The organism is Leucobacter sp. WKLB1, from assembly GCF_059696215.1.
This window is the reverse complement of sequence record NZ_AP046115.1, coordinates 2,715,444-2,731,879: the sequence shown is the minus strand read 5'-3', so window position 1 is coordinate 2,731,879 and position 16,436 is coordinate 2,715,444. Positions and strand designations below refer to the sequence as shown.

The window sequence follows — 16,436 nt, the reverse complement described above, 5'->3', positions numbered from 1 at the left end:
ACAAACCGTGACGCATCGATCTATCCGATGTCACCAAGGTAGTCACGCATCGGCCACTGCATGACGCCGGTAACGAGGTTGATGTCTGTGGTCGAGTTGTTGCGCACGTAGATCTTGTAGTCCGTCGTGAGCGACGCGGTGACCTGCAGCCCGTTGCCTCCCGCGACGGTGCCGCGGGATTCCTGGAACGAGCGCGGGCAGAACTGCTCCGGCACGGCGTCGTTCGAGGCGAGCACCCAGGCGTTCTTCGCGAACGCAGTCGCCCCGGAGCTCAGGTTGAACTCGCACTGCACCATCCCGTCACGAGCCCGGAGCGAGAGCGCGGGAATGCCGGCGGCGGACTGCACGAACGGGGAGGCCGGCGTGAGCTTCACGCTGCCCGTATCGAACCGGTTCATCGTCGGCGCGGTGATCGCGACCGCCGACATGATGCCGCGTTCGAAACCGGCGTCGGTCGAAGGGTGGAACGTGACCCCGTCCCACACGCCCTGAGTGGATCCGCCACCGTCGAGGTTCACCGCGATGATGCAGCCCTCGGCGATCGCGAGGGCGGAGATCGCCGCGCCCGCGACACCGTAGCTGCCGGTCTTGCCGTGCACGAGGATGATAATGAAATCACCGTTCGCGGCCTGCCCGAGGATCGTGCGCGCTGACGTGCTCGTGACGAACGCCTGGTAGCCGGACTTCTGATGCCAGAGCGTGTCCTGCCCGTTGCGCACCAAGACGGGCCCGTGCGCGAACGTGTCGGTGACACCAGCTGCGACGTACTGTGCGGCGGTCTTGTTGTCCGCCCGCGAGATGTATCGCAGCACGCCGTCCTGGTAGAGCGCAGCAGCTTCCGTGTCGAAAGCATCCGTGCCAGGTGTCCCGAGCGGCGGCGAGTCACCGAATGACGCGTACGGGACGCCGCCGGTGATGTTGATGCCGTGCATGCGTGCGTGGGTCGCATCGACGGTCATCGAGGCGTCCGCGTTCACGATCGCGCCGTACCCGTTCTCGACAGACAGTTGCTTCAGCAGCCTCCGGTTCGCGCGCGGCACCCGCCCGTCGGGGAGGAAGCCGGGAGCCTGCACCTTCTTGATGCCGTCGCGGCCGGTGACTCGGATCACCTCGTAATCGAATCCGGTACCTCGCACGTACCGGACAGTCGCTCGGCCGCGCTGCTGCGCGTCCACCCGTGTCAGCTGCGTGCGCGTGGCCAGGGTGAGCGCGTCAACGAGCGTCGCCGCTGCTTCGCCGAGTTCGCTGTTCTGCTCCGCGAGGAGCGCGGCAGAGACTCGGTCGAGTGCTGCCTGCGTGGCGGAAGCGCTGCTGTCGATCAGACCAGCAGAGAGCGCGTCCATGCCGGAGCGTGTCTGACTGCCCGTTTTCGCGAGGAGCGCAGCGGTGGCGACATCGAGGCCTTGGTTCGAAGCCGACGTCGGTTCCTGCAGGTACGTGCCGATCGCCTGATCCGTCGGAACCGCGTTGGTGCCCGGCATGCCCTTCGGAATATCGAAGGCGACGTGCACGCTGTCACCGTGCTGCTCGATCACTGCGCGCGCGGGCTCGGTCGGTTCGACGGTCCGAGCAGAAGCGGACGACGCAACCCCGGGAGGACCCTGCGGGCCGCGCTCGCCCCGCGGGAGTCCGAGAACGAGGTGCACGTCGGACGTGCCCTCGAGCTTGGCCGTCGCGGGCTCACCGGGCGGGAGAGTAGCCGCGGATACCGAGGACACCGTTCCCGCGTCACCCTTCGGTCCTTGCGGGCCGCGAATGTTGTCGACGAGTTCCCATGCCATTTAGAACCACTCCTTCACGTCACCCGTTTCCGGGTTGATCCAATAGATGCCGGTGCGCTGTGCTGGCGGACGCGTGGTGCCAAGCCAGATGCGCGAGATGATTGCGTCGGTCATGTCGGCGATGGGGCCGCCGCCGAGTGCCGCGGTGAAGTCCCACTGCGCGTACCCGCGGATCACGCCGTCGGCGTCGAGCCATTCGCAGCGCAGCGAGTACTTCGTCGGTGGGGTGAGGTCGACGGTCGCGACCAGGTCGACCTGGAATCGGCCGGAGGATTGCACCGTGACCGGGATCCGGCGACTCGCGTGCACCGCGCCGTCGCGCCCGAAGGCATCCTGGAACGCTGAGACCCAGAGCCTCGGGATCGCTCCCGGGAAAGGTTTCTCGCCGAAGTCGGCGAGTGTTCCGGTGTAGGTATAGGCCGTCACAATGCCTCCTGTCTGAGCGGTCCGATGATCTGCTCCTCGACGTCGAAGTGGCCGCCGTGCTCTGCCTTCCGGGCCGCTTTCACGAGCCACGACACTTCACGTCCGGGGTCGCCGTACACGGTCATACGGCCGTCACGGATGGGCTCATAACCGACCGGGAACGGTCTTCCGACCGCGGTGATGTGCGCGGTGCGACCATCTGGCGAGGTGAGCGCTTCGAAGTACCCGGGGAGCTCGACGATGGCGACGCCCGCATCGTCGAGCTGTGCGGTGCCGGCGTATTCGACGCCAGACACGGGGGACTCAGTCGCCGCGTGCCTGAGCACGTGGTCCGGCTTCGTGGGGTGATCGATGACGAACTGCTTGGACCCCGTCACCTCGAGAGGGCCATTCACGCGGACGCGGTCGAAGTAGCCGTTCTGTGCGATAAAACCGGGCGCCAGTGAGACGACCGCGGTGACCGCGTCGAGGTTGAGGTAGGAGACCGTCGACACGATGCGCCCGCCACTCGCGTGCGCACGATCGAGCCGGATCGGTCCGACGTCGATGTAGCCGGACGCGCCGACCGTGAGTCGGTTCTTCACATCGAGGGCGCCGGTGATGTCGACGTTTCCCTGGATCTTCCCGTTGCCGGTGAAGTCCCACGCGCCGGCGAAGGTCGACCGGCCGTTCACGGTGATGTTGCCGTCGATGGCGACGGGCCCGGTGATGTCGCCGGCGCCTGCCAGCTCCCATGGTCCCGACCACACGAACTCGCCGGAGCCGAGCAGGCGACCGGTGACGCTGAGCAGTCCACTGACAGACTCGGTGCCGGTAACGAAGAGGCCGCCACCTTGGATCGTGATCGACCCGCCGTCGTAAACACGGAGCCCGGCGCGGCCGATGGAAGCGTTCTGGATCGTCGCGACCGCTTCACGGCGCACGATCCTGATCAGCTCGTCGATGCTGAGCTGCAGTCCGGGATGGTTCACCCCCATCAGGCACCTCCTACCGGCTGCACACCGATCGTGACGAAGGGGCCGGTATTCCCGGTCACCTTCACGACGCGGCGCTCGTGCCGTCCGTCTTCGATCCAGGCGTCGCCGTAGATCGGCAGATAGATCGTGTCGCCCACGTCGACGCCCTCGGATGCGAGTACCTCAAAGTCCCACTGCACCGTCGGCGACCCGTACATCGCAAGATCGGACAGCGCCATTTGCTCGAGCTGCAACGGGTCCGAGATCGTCTTCGCCGGGGTGATGCGGTCGAGCACGGGGAACGGTGAGGAGAAGTCCTGCCGGGATCGGGTGAGCATGTCGACCTCGCTGCCTTCACCGAGGCGCGCAGCGTTGTTGGTCATGCGGATCCCGTCATCGCTTTCGCGCAGGTTCGTGATCTTCGGCTGATCAGCGAGCGGCGCGAACTCGTGCACGTTGCCGGACTGCCACGTCATGCCCGCACGGAAGCCCCAGTCGAAGCGGTCGTTCACCCATCGCGGCTGCATGTAGATGTCGAGGCCCTCTTCGAGCAGCCCTGAGAGCACGTCGGCGATGTACTCGAAGTTGTAACCGAAGTACTTCCGCGACACCGACCCGCCGCCACCGGTGCTCACGAGTGATACCGGCATCTGGGTCTTGTTCAAGACGCCGCCGGTGATCGTTCCGCGCTCGATCGCGCGCCATGCTTGCAGGCCTCGCGTGCCGGCGACGGTCGCAGCCCATTGCGCGGTGATCGGAATCGATCGGTCCCATGCGCCGCGGCGTTGAAACATCGTCCACGCGTCTTGCAGGTTGGCCTGGAAAGTGCCAGCACCCAGGGGGCGGCCGCCGCCGGTCGCGTACCCGCCGTATTTGACTTCGCCGTCCTCCTCGAGAATGATGATGCGCTCCCAGCGAGCGAACGCTGCCCGACGTGCGGCGCGCGTGTGTTCGGGCTTCACGGGGATCGTGACCGATCCCTCGCCGCCCGCAGACAGCAGACGGTTGTAGCTGGCATCGGTGACCGGGAAGACATCGATCTTCTCGCCCGTGATCGCGTCGCACGACCAGGCGAGCATTCTCGACATCTGCACGGTTGCCCCCTAGTTAGATCCAGGTGTCGGTCGTGTCGACACTGAGTTCGATCCCGGACGATGCCGTGTGCACAACGGCAGCACCTGGCGGGATCGTCCACGGCTGAAACCGGGCGAGCGCACCAGTGAGGCGCGTGCTGCCTGAGTAGACACTTCCCGTGCTCACATCGATGCGATGCGTCGCACCGACGGCAAGCGCCGCCGATACGGTGATCTCGCCCGCGGGGGTGGTGATGGAGTATCCGCCGGTGCCGCTCAGGCGGCGTGCGTACAGGACAGGTGTGGCGGGGAAGTTGCCGTAGTTCACGGCGGGCTCCCGACCTACCGTGCGCCGCAGGGCGCCGAACTTTCGCGGGTCCGGGCAGATGATCTGCATGTCGAAGTCCGCGAGGAACGGTTTCGACGCGCTCCCACGATCACGGAACGAGGGGGATGCGGCCAGGCGGCCCATCATCGACACGGACTCGGCGAGGTGATCGACCTCGATCCGAAACAGTGACCCGTCACCGCCGACACCCAGGAGCCGCGATCGCAGCTGACCGAGATCGAACACCGACCGTTCGGCTGCGATCCCGGTGAGCGTGATCGCTCGAGAGCCACGCAGCACCGGGAAGTCGAACTCGCCGTGTCCGCCGGGAATCTCGATCGATTCCCGACGAACACCGGCACCGTCGTCGATTCCTTGCAGGCCGTCTTTCTTGATGAAGAGGCCGCGGATCTCGCGGTCTGGCGGGGTGGCGCCGAACATTTCGACGCCACCCACAGACACTCTCAATCGGTTCACAGTGACGACCTCACAATCTGATCGAGCTGCTGTTTCGCGAGCTCGGCCGCGACCTGTGGATCCTCGTTCGCGAAATGGTTCTCCTGATGGATATTCGTTTCGCGTGCCTGCGAACCTGCACCGCCGTCAGCCTGAGCGGCTGCGGCGCGCACGCGGGCGGTTGCCGAGATCTCGGTCGAGACGTTCGACATCGCTGCCTGAGCGCGCTGCGACGCGGACTGAGCCATATCGACAAGCGAGTCCCCGAACTCCGGGGCCTGCCTGTCGACACCGACCACCGCACCGCGCACGACGTCGCGGCCGGGCTGGATCATCTTCCGCGCCGGCGAGTGGATTCCGAAGAAGTCCTTGAACCCGTCGAACGCGCTCGATGCCAGATCCACGATCGCGTCGAGCAGCGCGCCACCCATGGAGGCGAGACCGTTGATGATCCCCATCACGATCTGCACGCCGAGGTCGAGCCAATCGACCCCCATGAGGCCGTCCCAGATCGCGGAAATGATCTGAGGCAGCATCTCGATGATCTGCGGGATCGCGTTCACCAGTCCCTCGATGAGAGCGACGATGAGCTGGATACCCGCCTCGATGAGCTGCGGCAGCATCGAGATCAGCCCGGTGACGAGCTGAATGATGAGATCGATCGCGGACGTAATCAGCGTCGGCAGCATACTCACGATCCCCTCAATGAGAGAGGTCAGGAGTTGGATGCCGGCTTCGATGATCATCGGCAGGTTGTCGACGATCGCCGTGATGAGTCCGAGCACGAGATCGAGCGCCGCCTGGATAAGCAGGGGGAGCGCATCGATCAATCCCGTAATGAGGGACTGCAGCATCTGGATACCGGACTCGATGATCAGTGGCAGGTTGCTGATGATCGCCGTGAGCAGCCCAGTTACGAGCTGCAGTGCGGCATCGATGAGCATCGGCAACGCGTTGATCAGGCCCGTCACGAGCGACGTGAGTAGCTGGATGCCACCCTCTATCAACATCTCGTGATACGCGACCAAGCTGTCGAGGAGGCTCGTGACAAGCCCAAGGACCGCTTCAATCAGCATGGGGAGCGCAGTTACGAGCCCCTGTACCAACCCCATCAGGAGCTGAATACCGCCCTGAATGATCAGGGGCAGCGCGCCGATGATCGCGGCCAGGAGGCCCGAGACGAGCTGGAATGCGCCCTCGATCACAATCGGCAGCGCAGCGATGATGCCCTGCAGTAAACCGTTCACGAGTTGGATCGCGCCGTCGATGATCATGGGGAGGTTCCCGACGATCGCGGCGATCAGGCCGCCGACGAGCGCGACGGCACCCTCAACGAGTACCGGCAGTGCGGTGATCAGTCCCTGCACGAGCGCGGTCACGATACTCGTCGCCGCGGTCAGTAGCAGCGGCAGTTGCGACAGGATCGAACCGACGAGGTTCGGGATCATCGTCGAGACGGTCGACACGAGCGCGGGAAGCGCGCTGACGACCTGCGTGATGATGCCCGTGATGCTCGACACCAGACCGGAGAAGTCGCCACCGGAGATCGCGAACCCAGCGAATGCCGCCGCAACGATCCCCAGCGGGGAAGCGAGTGCGGCCAGCGCCCCACCGAGACCCGGAAGCAGCGCACCGAGCGGCCCGAGACGGGCGAGCACGGATGCCAGGCCGCCAGCGCCGAGCGCCGCCATGATGCCCGCAAGTGGACCCGCGATGCCCGAGAGGTTCTCGAACATCGTGCCGGCGAGCCCGCCACCCTCAGCGAGCTTGTTCAGGAAGTCGGTGACCCGCTGAATACCGGGGCCGAGGATCGAGTCGAGCTTCGTACCGAACGCCGCAGCCCGCTCCTCGAGGGGAGCCATTGCGGCAGTGACAGCCTGCAAGAGTGGTGCGATGCGAGCGAATAGCCCGTACATCTCGCCGGTCTCTTTGTTGATGCCGCCGAAGATGCCGGCACCGGAACGCCCGAGCGAGGCGAGCATGTTCTTCCACGCGCCAGGTACGGTCTTGCCGATCTGGTCCGCGACGGTGCCAGCGGCTGCGGTTGCCGCGGCCGAGAACGTCTCGAAGTCGACCTTGCCCTCAGAAGCCATCTTGAAGACTTCGCCGGCGGTGACGCCCATCTGATCGGCGAGCGCCTGGTAGATCGGGATGCCCTTGTCAGCGAGCTGACTGATGACGTCGTTCTGCACGCCGTTGGCCTGTGTCGCGGCCTTATTGAAGATCGAACCCATGTCCTGCATGGACAGGCCCGCCGCCGACGCGTTGTTCGCGATCGACTTCAGGTGACCCTGCAGTGCCTCACCTGGCTTGATGCCGGCGGCGACCGCGGAAGCGGCAACCGTGGCGGCTTCGCCGAGCCCGAACGACGTACCCCGCACTGATGCGGTGGCGTCGCCCATGATCTGCGCGACGGTGGTTCCGTCATTGCCGAGGCCGACGAGCTTCGCCCGCGCGGTGTCAATCGACGAGAGCCGGGAAAGACCGGAGCCGAGCGCGACTCCGATCGCGGCGCCCGCAGCGGCGACACCAGCGGTAGCAGTGTTGGTGAGTGCGCTGCCGAGTGCTTGCCCCGCAGCGGAGCCCGCACGGGACGCGGCGGATACGACCGAGCTGAACGCGCTCGACGCCGCGCTCCCGATGCGGGAGACACCGGAGGCGAAGCTCGCGGCGAGGCGGCTCGCGCCGGTGGCGCCTGCGGTCCCGAGGCTCGCGAACAGGCCGCGCACCTGCGTGGTGACGGGGGAGAGGTAGGAGGCGACGCGGCGGCCGAGCTGCAGGAACGGTGACGCGATGAGCGTGCCCGCTGCTGCCACGTACTGCCCCATCGGTGCGAACGCGCTGCGAACGTAGGAGCCGACCGCGCCGAGGCGCGAGCGCGTCGCGGTCAGCGCATTCGCGATCCCGCCGCCGACCATGGTTGCGAGCGAGGTGAACTGCTTCGAGACCTGCTGTGCCTGCAGTGACGCCCAGGTGCCGAGCTTCGTGTTCCGGGCGAGGATCACGGTCTCTTTCGCGATGCCACCGATCGACCCGGCGACACCCGTGAACGCGGATGCGCCGACCCGCGCATCGGAGTAACCAGCGCGGAGGTCCGAAACGAACTGTGACACGCTTCCCGCACTGCGCGCCGTGGCGACGTTCACGGTCGCTGTGGCGGCGGCGAGTGCGGACTGTGCGGTCTTGAGCCGGGTGGCGGCTGCTGCCGCTGCATCGCTGCTGACCTGCTGGGTGCGGCGTGCGGATGCGAGCCGCTCGGATGCGGCGATCGCGACGGAGGACTCTGCACCGGACTTCGCGACGGCTTCCTGCAGGCGCGCCTCGGCGACGCGCACGCGGCCGGCGTCATCTTGCTGCTTCAGGCGTGCCTTCGAGAGCGCTGCGGATGCGGTGGCGATGTTCCGGTTGAGGGTCTTCATCGCGGTCGCGCCGAGGTCGCCGGCCTGCGCGTTGAGTGCCGACTTCATGTCGCGGCCGAGACCGCGACCCGTGCGCGCACCGGCCCCCTTGAAGCTGCCCTCGAAGGTCTTTGCGCCGGCGTCTCCGGCCGCCTTCACGTTCTTCGTCACATACCCCTTGAATCCGGGCATGGTGGGGAAGATCGCGATGTGACCGGAGCCGACCTGTGACGACATGGCACCCCCTCTGATTAGGACGAGAACACGATGCCCTCTTCGAGTGCCGCCTCAGCCTCGGCGACTTCCTCGGCTGAGAACTCCGGCTTCTTGCGGTTCGGATTGTCGAGTGCCCACGGCATCAGCTTCTTGGATGCCTTCTTGTCGCCGATCTGCGCGATGAGACCAATCAGTTGCGGGGTGCTCGCGGGGTACGCCCAACCGGCGAGTTCAGCACCGATAGACGTTGCGGGGTCGCTGGCTGCCGCCTCGAGCAGCAGCTTCGCCTCAGCCCAGGAGACGGCGCCGCCCAGATCCGAGAGCCCCACCCCGAACGTCTCACGCAGTGAGCGCGCGATCGCGGCGGGGTGCTCTCGGATGAACCGGACGACGCTCAGGATTCCGGGAGGGTGGCGCCCGCGATGCGAGCGAACGCGGTGAAGAACTTGTTCGCCATCGCGATCGTCTCCGTCATGTTCTGACGAGTGAACTCGGCGACGGCATCCTTGCCGCCGAGCTGCTCGAGGAGCACCTTCACTTGGTCGACCGGGTTCTCGGTTTTCTCGGTGAGAGCGTCGATCTCGTCGACCGACAGCGAGAGGGGGAGCTTCACGATCGTGCCGTCTTCGAAACGACCGATGAAGTTCTTCTCGGCGATGATGTACTTGATGTCGGGGGCGAGGGCTGCGAGAGCTTTCGTCTCGTCAGCCTCGGTCCAGCTGTCGAAGTCATACTCGACGACGTCGGTGGTCTTCGGGGTCTTGGTTGCGGTTGCCATGCTGGCGCTCCTTCGGGTTATCGGGTTATCCGGCGCAGGGTGCGCCGGATTCGTGCTGTGCGTCGCGCGTGGGCTACGACGCTGCGGTCGCATGCCCAGTCCGGTGCGGTGCGGAGCTCGCATTCGCCGCCGAGACCGAGGTAGTAACCCCGGCTCAATGCGTCGTGCTCCTGGCCCCTCATCACTGCGCGGGTGAACTTTTCGTAGTCGCTCGCTGCGAAGACGATTTCGAAGCGGTCTTCTCTGCCGGGCATAGCTCGGATCATGAATCTGCGAGCAATGTCCTTGATCAGGCGGTCGCGACGGAGGGCGGAAATGTTGTCCATGAGGACTCCATTCGGGTTACGGGTTCGGGTGTGAAGCTGGCCGGGACGACCCGATAACGCCCCGGCCAGCAGTCATGGTTAGGACGCGACGCCGGTCGCCCAGTCGCTGCCGTCCCAGTGCGCCTTCAGCGCGTTGCCGTACTCGATGTACTGGCCTGCCGACCATGCGGTCGTCTGCCCCAGATCGCCGAGGTCGCGCAGCGCGGCGATCGTGGCCGGCACCTGCGCACCCGAGGGGGTGAACGTGCCGGGGGTGCCCGCGGTCGCACCGGTGGGCTGCGGTGCAGCGCCGGGGATCGCGGGACCGAACTGCCAGAACGGCGACCCCTCGAACAGGTCGTGCTCGAGCCAGGTGAACGTCACCGAGGCGCCCTCGACCGATCCGCGCTCGGCCTGGTCGGACTCGACCGCCGAGATGTATGCGACGCCGAGCTGGCGCTTCTCCTTGCCGCCGCGGTAGCGCAGCGACGAGAAGAACAGGAATCGGTTCGATGGGAGCGCGGACGACACCTTGTAGATGCCGTGCTCGTCAGGCTCGACGCCTTCGATCAGGCTGAGCACGATGGGGTTGTTCTCGGCGAGACCGATGGTCAGCGAACGTGCGCCCTCACCAGCGAGCTTGTAGCCCTGCTGGAAGAGCTCGATCGCGTCGCCATCCTCGCGCCCCGGGGTTGGTCCGCCGTCTTGCTTGTACAAGCCGAGGCGCTTGTACGCCGGAGGCAGCACGATCGGACGTGCCGCGAGCTGCGGCTCGGTGAGCATGTTTGCTTCGAGCAACTGCGCAAACGCAGCCATGCCGGTAATTGGGACGCCGACGGCGTCGAGGTCGAATCCCTGCTCATCAGCAGACATGGGGTACTCCTTCGGAAATGCGGAAGCCCCGCGATCTGCGGGGCTTCGGATGGGTTGGTGGGTGGCTCACCAGGAGCCGGCCACGACGTACTGCGCCGTCAGGTAACGTCGCGCCACATCGAGGGTTTCGGTCACGGGGTACGGGCCGTTGCAGCCGTCCCACTCCACGGACACGATCGGCGTGCCATCGACGAGTGGGAGATCGGAGTCGTGGAGCAGCGCGGCGAGCCACCGCGCGAGCGTGTTCGCGGGTGCGTCGTTCTGCTTCGTCCAACCGAGCACGGATGCCCCGATGGAGCGGTCGAAGGTTGTGTGGTCGAGTCGCGTGCCGGAGTCGTCTCGGATGACGATCAGCGGACGAGCGAGCGGGAGCTTGAGTGTCGCCGGTTCCTTATTCGAGACATCGACGAGGTGTCCGGCGGCGAGTGCCTGCTCCCGCACGTACCGGGTGAGCCATTGCTCGAGGTCCGGCGGTGTCACTCTCACTGCTTCGCCGCTTTCAGGCTGCGCGCGAGGTTGCCGGTGCGGGCCTCGATGATGAGCGTCTTCGGATCGCTGCCGACGACGAGTGTGACGCGGCGGTAGCGCGACTCACGGTGCTCGATGTGCAGGCCGTCGCGATACTCGCCCGAGTCGACAGTTGCGTTTGATTTCGCGGTGGCCAGTGAGCGCCCGGCTGCCTCGTCGGTGAGGCGTTCGACTCCGGGCTGCCGGAGCACGGTCTCGAAGAACTTCGGGTTCGGGATGAACTCGGTATCGCCGCTGCGTGCCATAGTCGGTCCTCTCGGTCAGCCGACCGCGCGGGTCAGCGGGATTTCGCGCGGAGGCGTCCACCCCGTGAAGGGGTTCGTGTCCGCAGCGGGCGGGATGCCGTCGATCGTGTAGATCTCGCCGAGCATCCGCGTCCCTTCCGGGATCGTCTCGGCATCGTCTGGGAGCTCAGGGTCGAATGATCCGGTGAAGATCCGGTCGCCCTTCTGCACGTCGGCGCTGCCTTCGCAGAAGAGAGACTTCGATTCGAGAGCCTGCTCGCGCGTCGCATCCGTGAGCATCGACGTTGAAGTCTGCGCGACGAACGCCGCCTCGATCGCGAGCACCCTTGGCGACTCCCAGTCGCCGGGGACTTGGCCGCCGCTGTATGCGTCATCGACGAGGCCGGCGCGGAGCCGGTACACGGTGCGCCCATGTGTGAACACCATCGGCGCACCACCGTCGGCTATCTCATCGAGCCAGCCCATTACGGACCCCAGACGAGTCGGTACGGCGCGAGCAGGTCGCGCTCTGATTCGAGGAGCGGTACTCCCAAAGCTGATCCGTCTTTGCTCGTCGCGAGACGCTGAGATGCACCTCCGATGGATTGCTGCACGACTATCCCACTTGCTGCACTGCGCTTGGTCAGTGTCACGATGAGGGCGGCGACCTCCGGGACTTCCTCTATCGGGTAACCGTGGGTAAGCCGTATTGTGATGCCTCCGACGTCATGGCTCCAACCAGAAGCGAGGGTGATCACGCCGGCACTGCGAGAGAACTTCACCTCGTCTGTGACGGATATTCCGTCGTTGACGACTTCGATGATCGAAACAATGCGCTGCGATGGGAGGAGCAGCACTGTGCCACCCCTCCCATCGAGCACAATCGTTTCTTCGGCGACGGGCGCGACGTGCCATCCGCATTCGCGACGCACAGCACCTTGGGCAGCCTTCATCCAGAAAGCCGGATCAACCTGCGAGCTAGCGCTGATGATGTCAGGAATCGTCACGCCCGTCACCTCCTTCTACTTCGCCGCCCTGGCGGCCTCGGTCTTCGCGGCGCGAGCTCGCGGCGCCTTGTCGGTGTTCGCGCCGGCGGCGAGCGCCTCCTCGACCGCCGTCGCCACTCGGGTCTCGAATTCTGCTTCGAGTTCCGCTTTTCGGTCAGCGTGCTCCCGGTCGAGCTCGGCGACGCGTTCAGCGTGCGTGGCTTCGAAGGCCAGGCGGATCTTCTCGGCCTCGGCGTCAACGAGAGCGGCGATCTCTACGTCCGTTTCTGCTTCGATGAGGCCACGCTTTGCGGCATCTTCGTTGCTGAGCAGCATCGTGTGATCGACGCCGTCGATAGTGACGGTGTACTCCTTGAGGTCGGCCACGATCAGCCCTCCGTTCCGATGGTGACTTTCACGAAGGCCGAGGGGCGGCGTACCGCGAGCGCCAGGCGCTCCTCGCCGAGGATCGTGATCTTGTTGTTCACGAAGTCGTCCTCGTTGGTGTTGGTTGCCTGGAGGGTGAGGCCTCCCTTGCGGTAGACCGTGGCGCCGAGCTGGCCGGCACCGACGAGGATGGTGCCCTGTGCGATCGCGGGGGTCACGATGGTGCGCTTGCCCCAGATCGGAGGGTTCTGGAGCATGTCGCCGTTGCCGTACTGGCCCTGGAATGGGCCGCCGGCGATGTACTGATCGTTGCCGTCCTTTGCCAGGCGCAGCTTCTGGTAGTCCATCGGGTTGATCGCGACGCCGTCGGCGACGAGATCGGTGGCGGTTTCGACCTTCGTCATCGCGCGGAAGATCGCGTCGAAGACGTCCTTTTCGCCGGCGGCTGTCTCGGTTTGAATGCCGGAGCGATTCAGGAGCCCGCGAACGTTGGTGCCGGTCCCGTTGCCGTTGAGGAGCTGGTCTTCCTCGGCGAGTTGCAACTGGTAGAGCAGACGTCCCTCGATCTCAGACACCAGGAACGCGGCGTCCTCGGTCATCTCGTCAGAGATCTTGATGTAGCCGGCGACCTTCTTCAGAGTCTCCGTCACCGGGTCGTGGTCGGGGAAATGCAGCTGCGGCTTCTTCGCGCCCTCCGCCACGGTGGTGACGGCGCCTTCGATGGTGGGCGATTCGGTGAAGTAGACCAGCGTGTTGCCGGCAAGCGTGCCCGCGCCGAGCCACTCCGCAAGGAAGGGACGCTGGCGCTTGCCCTTGACGATGCTGAAGTCGTACTCCGGGAGGATGAGACCTTGCCCGGTGGTGGTGGTGAGGTGCGTGTCAGTGGCTGCCTTGTACTCCGGGAGCACAAGATTCATACCCCGTGTCCCCTTGACACGGTTTAGCTCGCCGAATGCGCTCTTGACGAAGTACCGCCCGAGCGAGATGTCGCTGCCGTCGGTTTCCTTCTTCTCGACCGCGGGCATCGACTCGATCGAGTCGAGCAGGGACTGTGCATCCATGCTCGATTTGATCTGCTCGTCGAACGCCTTGATCTCGGCGGTGAAGCCCTTCAGCTCCTCGATCTGCTCAGGCGTAAAGCCCTCGCCGTTGCTCTCTGCGGTGGTGAGGATGCCGCGCGCCTTTTCAGCGACGGACTTGCGCTCCTGCACCAGCTTTTCGATCGCGCTCATGCGTGATCTCCCTTCAGGGTTGTGATGTCGACCCCGACCATTCGGGCGAGGTCTTGGAGTGCGGATTCGTGCTCTGTCGTCTGCGACTTGACCTCTGCCGGCTCCTGATCCTTGACCCTTTCGGGCTCCTCAGACTTGGCCTGCTCGGGTTCCTGACCGCTGTCAGATTCCGACTCTGCAGCTCCCGCCGAGACGGCGGGAAGTTCAATGCCGGCGGCCTTGGCCGCCGTGGTGGCGCTCAGTAGTGCACCCTTTGCGAGACTGAGATGCTCAATCGCGACCCCAAAGAGAGTGGCGATCTCTTCGGGGGTCGGCTCTCGGCCGGCTGCCTTCGCTGCGAGGATCTCGGTTTCCTGATTTGCGCCGATCGGCACGACCGACACCTCGTGCAGCTTCAGCTTCCGCAACTCGTAATAGAAGCCGTGCTCTTCGGAATCAACGAACGCGCCCTCGACGACGGTGTACCCAAAGCTCATCTGGTTGACACGGCCCTCTTTCAAGAGCTTCAGCGTCTGTTTCGCGTTCTGGGTATCGAGATCGAGCTGCACCCGAACCCGGAGCCCGTGTGAGTCTTCCTTCGCCCAGATCGTCGACCCGATGTTCTTGAACGGGTCGGTGAAGTCGTGGCACCAGTACGTCGGGACACCCTGCCCCTCAGCCCCGAAGTCGGCGGCGAGCGTGTCGGCGAAGGCTCCGGGCACGATGACGTCACCGTAGGAGTCCTTGTTGCCGAAAACTGCTGCGTAGCCTTCGAACTGGCCGGCCTCGAGGTCGATCGCTTTCACATCGACACGAATGGTTTTGGTCTTCACGACCCCACCTCCAACATGGATTGATTCGCTGGTTCGCCCGACGAATAGTGATCGAAGAGCAGTGAGTTGATGCCGAATGCCGCCTGTGGCGCGTAGCGCTCCGGCACGCCGGCCTTCAACAGATCCGACGCGAGTTCACGGTTCCAACGCTGCGCATCCCACCAGCGCTCCGCGCCACCGTTCCTCTTGGCTTGCACGACCTCGAACTGTCGGACGAGGTAGTGCTCGGTTGCTGACTTCACCGCGTCGTCGCGCACGGTGACGGGAAGGAGCCCGGTGTGCTCGATTGGGTCGAGGCCGACCGCCGAGAGAGATGCTTGCGGCTCGAACCCGGCGCGGATTAACGAACCCGCTGCGGTGACCAACTTCGCGATTTCCTCGGCGGTCGGTCCGGCTTTCACGGGGACCGCTTCGATCTCCTCCGGGACACCACCGCCCCCCGAGGTCTCGCCATCCTGCGGAGATGCCTGGCCACCGAAGAGCACATTCAGCGGACGCACCATGTCGTCGCCGCCTTCAACCGGCGAGAGGTTGAAGAGTTTCCGCGACTCGTTGACGGTCTGCCAGGGCGCTCCGGTGGCGGTAGAGACTACAGCGGCTTGCTCCTCGAACGATCCGCGCAGCTTCGCTTCGACGTTGAACTCGACGTACTGGTTCTCGCTAGCACCAAGTGCGGGCAGGATGAAGCTATTGAATCGGTCCTCGATCTTCTTCACGATCGGCCCGAGAGAATCGCCGTAAAGCGACCGCCGAAATTCACGCACGTTCGAGAAGTTCGCGTTGTCGAGGAGCCCGACCATCGTCGGATTTACGTAGTAGACCTGTGCGCACATCTCGAGCGATGCGCGAACAGATTCGAGCCACTGATCTTCTTTCGACGCGATGCGCGTGGTCTCGTACTCCATGCCGTCTTCGAGGAGCGGGGCATCGCCGGCACGGGAACCTGAATTGCTTGTGAATGCCTGCCACATGCGATCGAACCGGCCGCGCGCTGCGTCGTCCCACTTCGGTGCTGCGGCGGGACGTTTCAAGTAGCCACCGAAGCGGCCGCCGCGCTTCCAGACCTGCTTGCGGAATGTGCGTGCCGAGTGCTGCTCTTCGAGCATTAGCTTCAGCGTTTCCACAGGTGATGTCGCCTTCAGCGGCTGCGATGGTGTCCACCCCTTGAAACGGAACACCTGATCCATCGACAGGTCGACGCGCTCGCCGTCCTTTGTGATGAGCTTGTACCCGTCGACCTGGAATGCGTTTCGTTTCTTCGGTGTCAACCACTTCGCGGGAAACACCCGAAGCTCTCCGCCCAGAAGAACGAGGTAGGAGTCATCCCAGAGCGCCCACTCACCGACCAGCGTGTAGAGCAACTCTGAGAATGTCTCTTCGCTGTTCGGGGTTTCAAGGAGCCGTGCGATCTTGCCGGTGCGTACCCGCTTGATGTCTTCACCGTCCCGCTCATAGAGCTTGAGACTGAGCTGCGACATCTGCCGGGCGATGAACCCGACGACGGTGCGCAGGTGAGGCTGGGACTTCCAGAGCGACTCGATCGTGTGCCCCTCGAGGCCTTCCCCTTCGGTCATGAAGGCGAATGCTGTGACAGCTTGGCCATTGAACTCGCCGGCGACTTGGCCCTGCTGTTTCCCAGAGATCATGCTCGTGAAGACGTCGAGAAATCCCATGCGT

At 64.9% G+C, this 16,436-nt stretch carries 18 protein-coding genes; all 18 read right to left on the bottom strand.

The annotated features are described in order from the left end of the window. Nucleotides 1-20: 20 nt before the first annotated feature. Nucleotides 21-1,781, bottom strand: coding sequence for a phosphodiester glycosidase family protein (locus ACZF5Y_RS12585; protein ID WP_497532973.1), 1,761 nt, complete (start codon nt 1,779-1,781; stop codon nt 21-23). Further along, entirely contained in the window at nt 1,782-2,207 is a 426-nt protein-coding gene (locus ACZF5Y_RS12580) for a hypothetical protein (protein WP_497532972.1), read from the bottom strand. It lies immediately after the preceding gene. Next, nucleotides 2,204-3,184 carry a hypothetical protein gene (locus ACZF5Y_RS12575; protein ID WP_497532971.1) on the bottom strand — a complete coding sequence of 327 codons (981 nt, stop codon included), beginning with the start codon at nt 3,182-3,184 and terminating at the stop codon, nt 2,204-2,206. Before ACZF5Y_RS12575 ends, ACZF5Y_RS12580 begins: the two co-directional genes overlap by 4 nt. Beyond that, nucleotides 3,184-4,257, bottom strand: a complete 1,074-nt coding sequence (locus ACZF5Y_RS12570) for a hypothetical protein (RefSeq protein ID WP_497532970.1) — start codon at nt 4,255-4,257, stop codon at nt 3,184-3,186. Before ACZF5Y_RS12570 ends, ACZF5Y_RS12575 begins: the two co-directional genes overlap by 1 nt. Before the next feature lie 13 nt (nt 4,258-4,270). Beyond that, nucleotides 4,271-5,005, bottom strand: coding sequence for a hypothetical protein (locus tag ACZF5Y_RS12565; RefSeq protein ID WP_497532969.1), 735 nt, complete (start codon nt 5,003-5,005; stop codon nt 4,271-4,273). Nucleotides 5,006-5,037: 32 nt separating this feature from the next. Further along, nucleotides 5,038-8,655 (bottom strand): phage tail protein, encoded by a 3,618-nt coding sequence (locus ACZF5Y_RS12560; protein ID WP_497532968.1) that lies wholly within the window; start codon nt 8,653-8,655, stop codon nt 5,038-5,040. Nucleotides 8,656-8,669: 14 nt separating this feature from the next. Further along, a complete protein-coding gene (locus ACZF5Y_RS12555; protein ID WP_497532967.1) occupies nt 8,670-8,963 on the bottom strand; it encodes a hypothetical protein in 294 nt (97 codons plus the stop codon). Nucleotides 8,964-9,028: 65 nt separating this feature from the next. Continuing rightward, nucleotides 9,029-9,412: a hypothetical protein gene (locus tag ACZF5Y_RS12550; RefSeq protein WP_497532966.1), complete on the bottom strand. Its 384-nt coding sequence runs from the start codon at nt 9,410-9,412 to the stop codon at nt 9,029-9,031. 17 nt (nt 9,413-9,429) lie between these two features. Beyond that, the gene (locus ACZF5Y_RS12545; RefSeq protein ID WP_497532965.1) at nt 9,430-9,738 is read right to left on the bottom strand and encodes a hypothetical protein; all 309 of its coding nucleotides are present in this window, start codon (nt 9,736-9,738) and stop codon (nt 9,430-9,432) included. A 78-nt stretch (nt 9,739-9,816) separates the two neighbouring features. Continuing rightward, entirely contained in the window at nt 9,817-10,590 is a 774-nt protein-coding gene (locus ACZF5Y_RS12540) for a hypothetical protein (RefSeq protein WP_497532964.1), read from the bottom strand. A 66-nt stretch (nt 10,591-10,656) separates the two neighbouring features. After that, complete coding sequence (locus tag ACZF5Y_RS12535) at nt 10,657-11,070, bottom strand: hypothetical protein (protein ID WP_497532963.1); 414 nt, start codon at nt 11,068-11,070, stop codon at nt 10,657-10,659. A 2-nt stretch (nt 11,071-11,072) separates the two neighbouring features. Continuing rightward, nucleotides 11,073-11,363: an HK97 gp10 family phage protein gene (locus tag ACZF5Y_RS12530; RefSeq protein ID WP_497532962.1), complete on the bottom strand. Its 291-nt coding sequence runs from the start codon at nt 11,361-11,363 to the stop codon at nt 11,073-11,075. 15 nt (nt 11,364-11,378) lie between these two features. Further along, a complete protein-coding gene (locus tag ACZF5Y_RS12525) occupies nt 11,379-11,789 on the bottom strand; it encodes a hypothetical protein (protein WP_497532961.1) in 411 nt (136 codons plus the stop codon). Nucleotides 11,790-11,827: 38 nt separating this feature from the next. Further along, entirely contained in the window at nt 11,828-12,349 is a 522-nt protein-coding gene (locus tag ACZF5Y_RS12520; protein WP_497532960.1) for a hypothetical protein, read from the bottom strand. Between the two features lie 15 nt (nt 12,350-12,364). Beyond that, a complete protein-coding gene (locus ACZF5Y_RS12515) occupies nt 12,365-12,715 on the bottom strand; it encodes a hypothetical protein (RefSeq protein ID WP_497532959.1) in 351 nt (116 codons plus the stop codon). A 2-nt stretch (nt 12,716-12,717) separates the two neighbouring features. Beyond that, a complete protein-coding gene (locus ACZF5Y_RS12510; protein WP_497532958.1) occupies nt 12,718-13,947 on the bottom strand; it encodes a phage major capsid protein in 1,230 nt (409 codons plus the stop codon). Next, complete coding sequence (locus ACZF5Y_RS12505) at nt 13,944-14,759, bottom strand: HK97 family phage prohead protease (RefSeq protein ID WP_497532957.1); 816 nt, start codon at nt 14,757-14,759, stop codon at nt 13,944-13,946. Before ACZF5Y_RS12505 ends, ACZF5Y_RS12510 begins: the two co-directional genes overlap by 4 nt. Next, nucleotides 14,756-16,432, bottom strand: a complete 1,677-nt coding sequence (locus ACZF5Y_RS12500) for a phage portal protein (protein ID WP_497532956.1) — start codon at nt 16,430-16,432, stop codon at nt 14,756-14,758. The genes ACZF5Y_RS12505 and ACZF5Y_RS12500 overlap by 4 nt, the downstream gene beginning before the upstream one ends. Nucleotides 16,433-16,436: the final 4 nt, after the last annotated feature.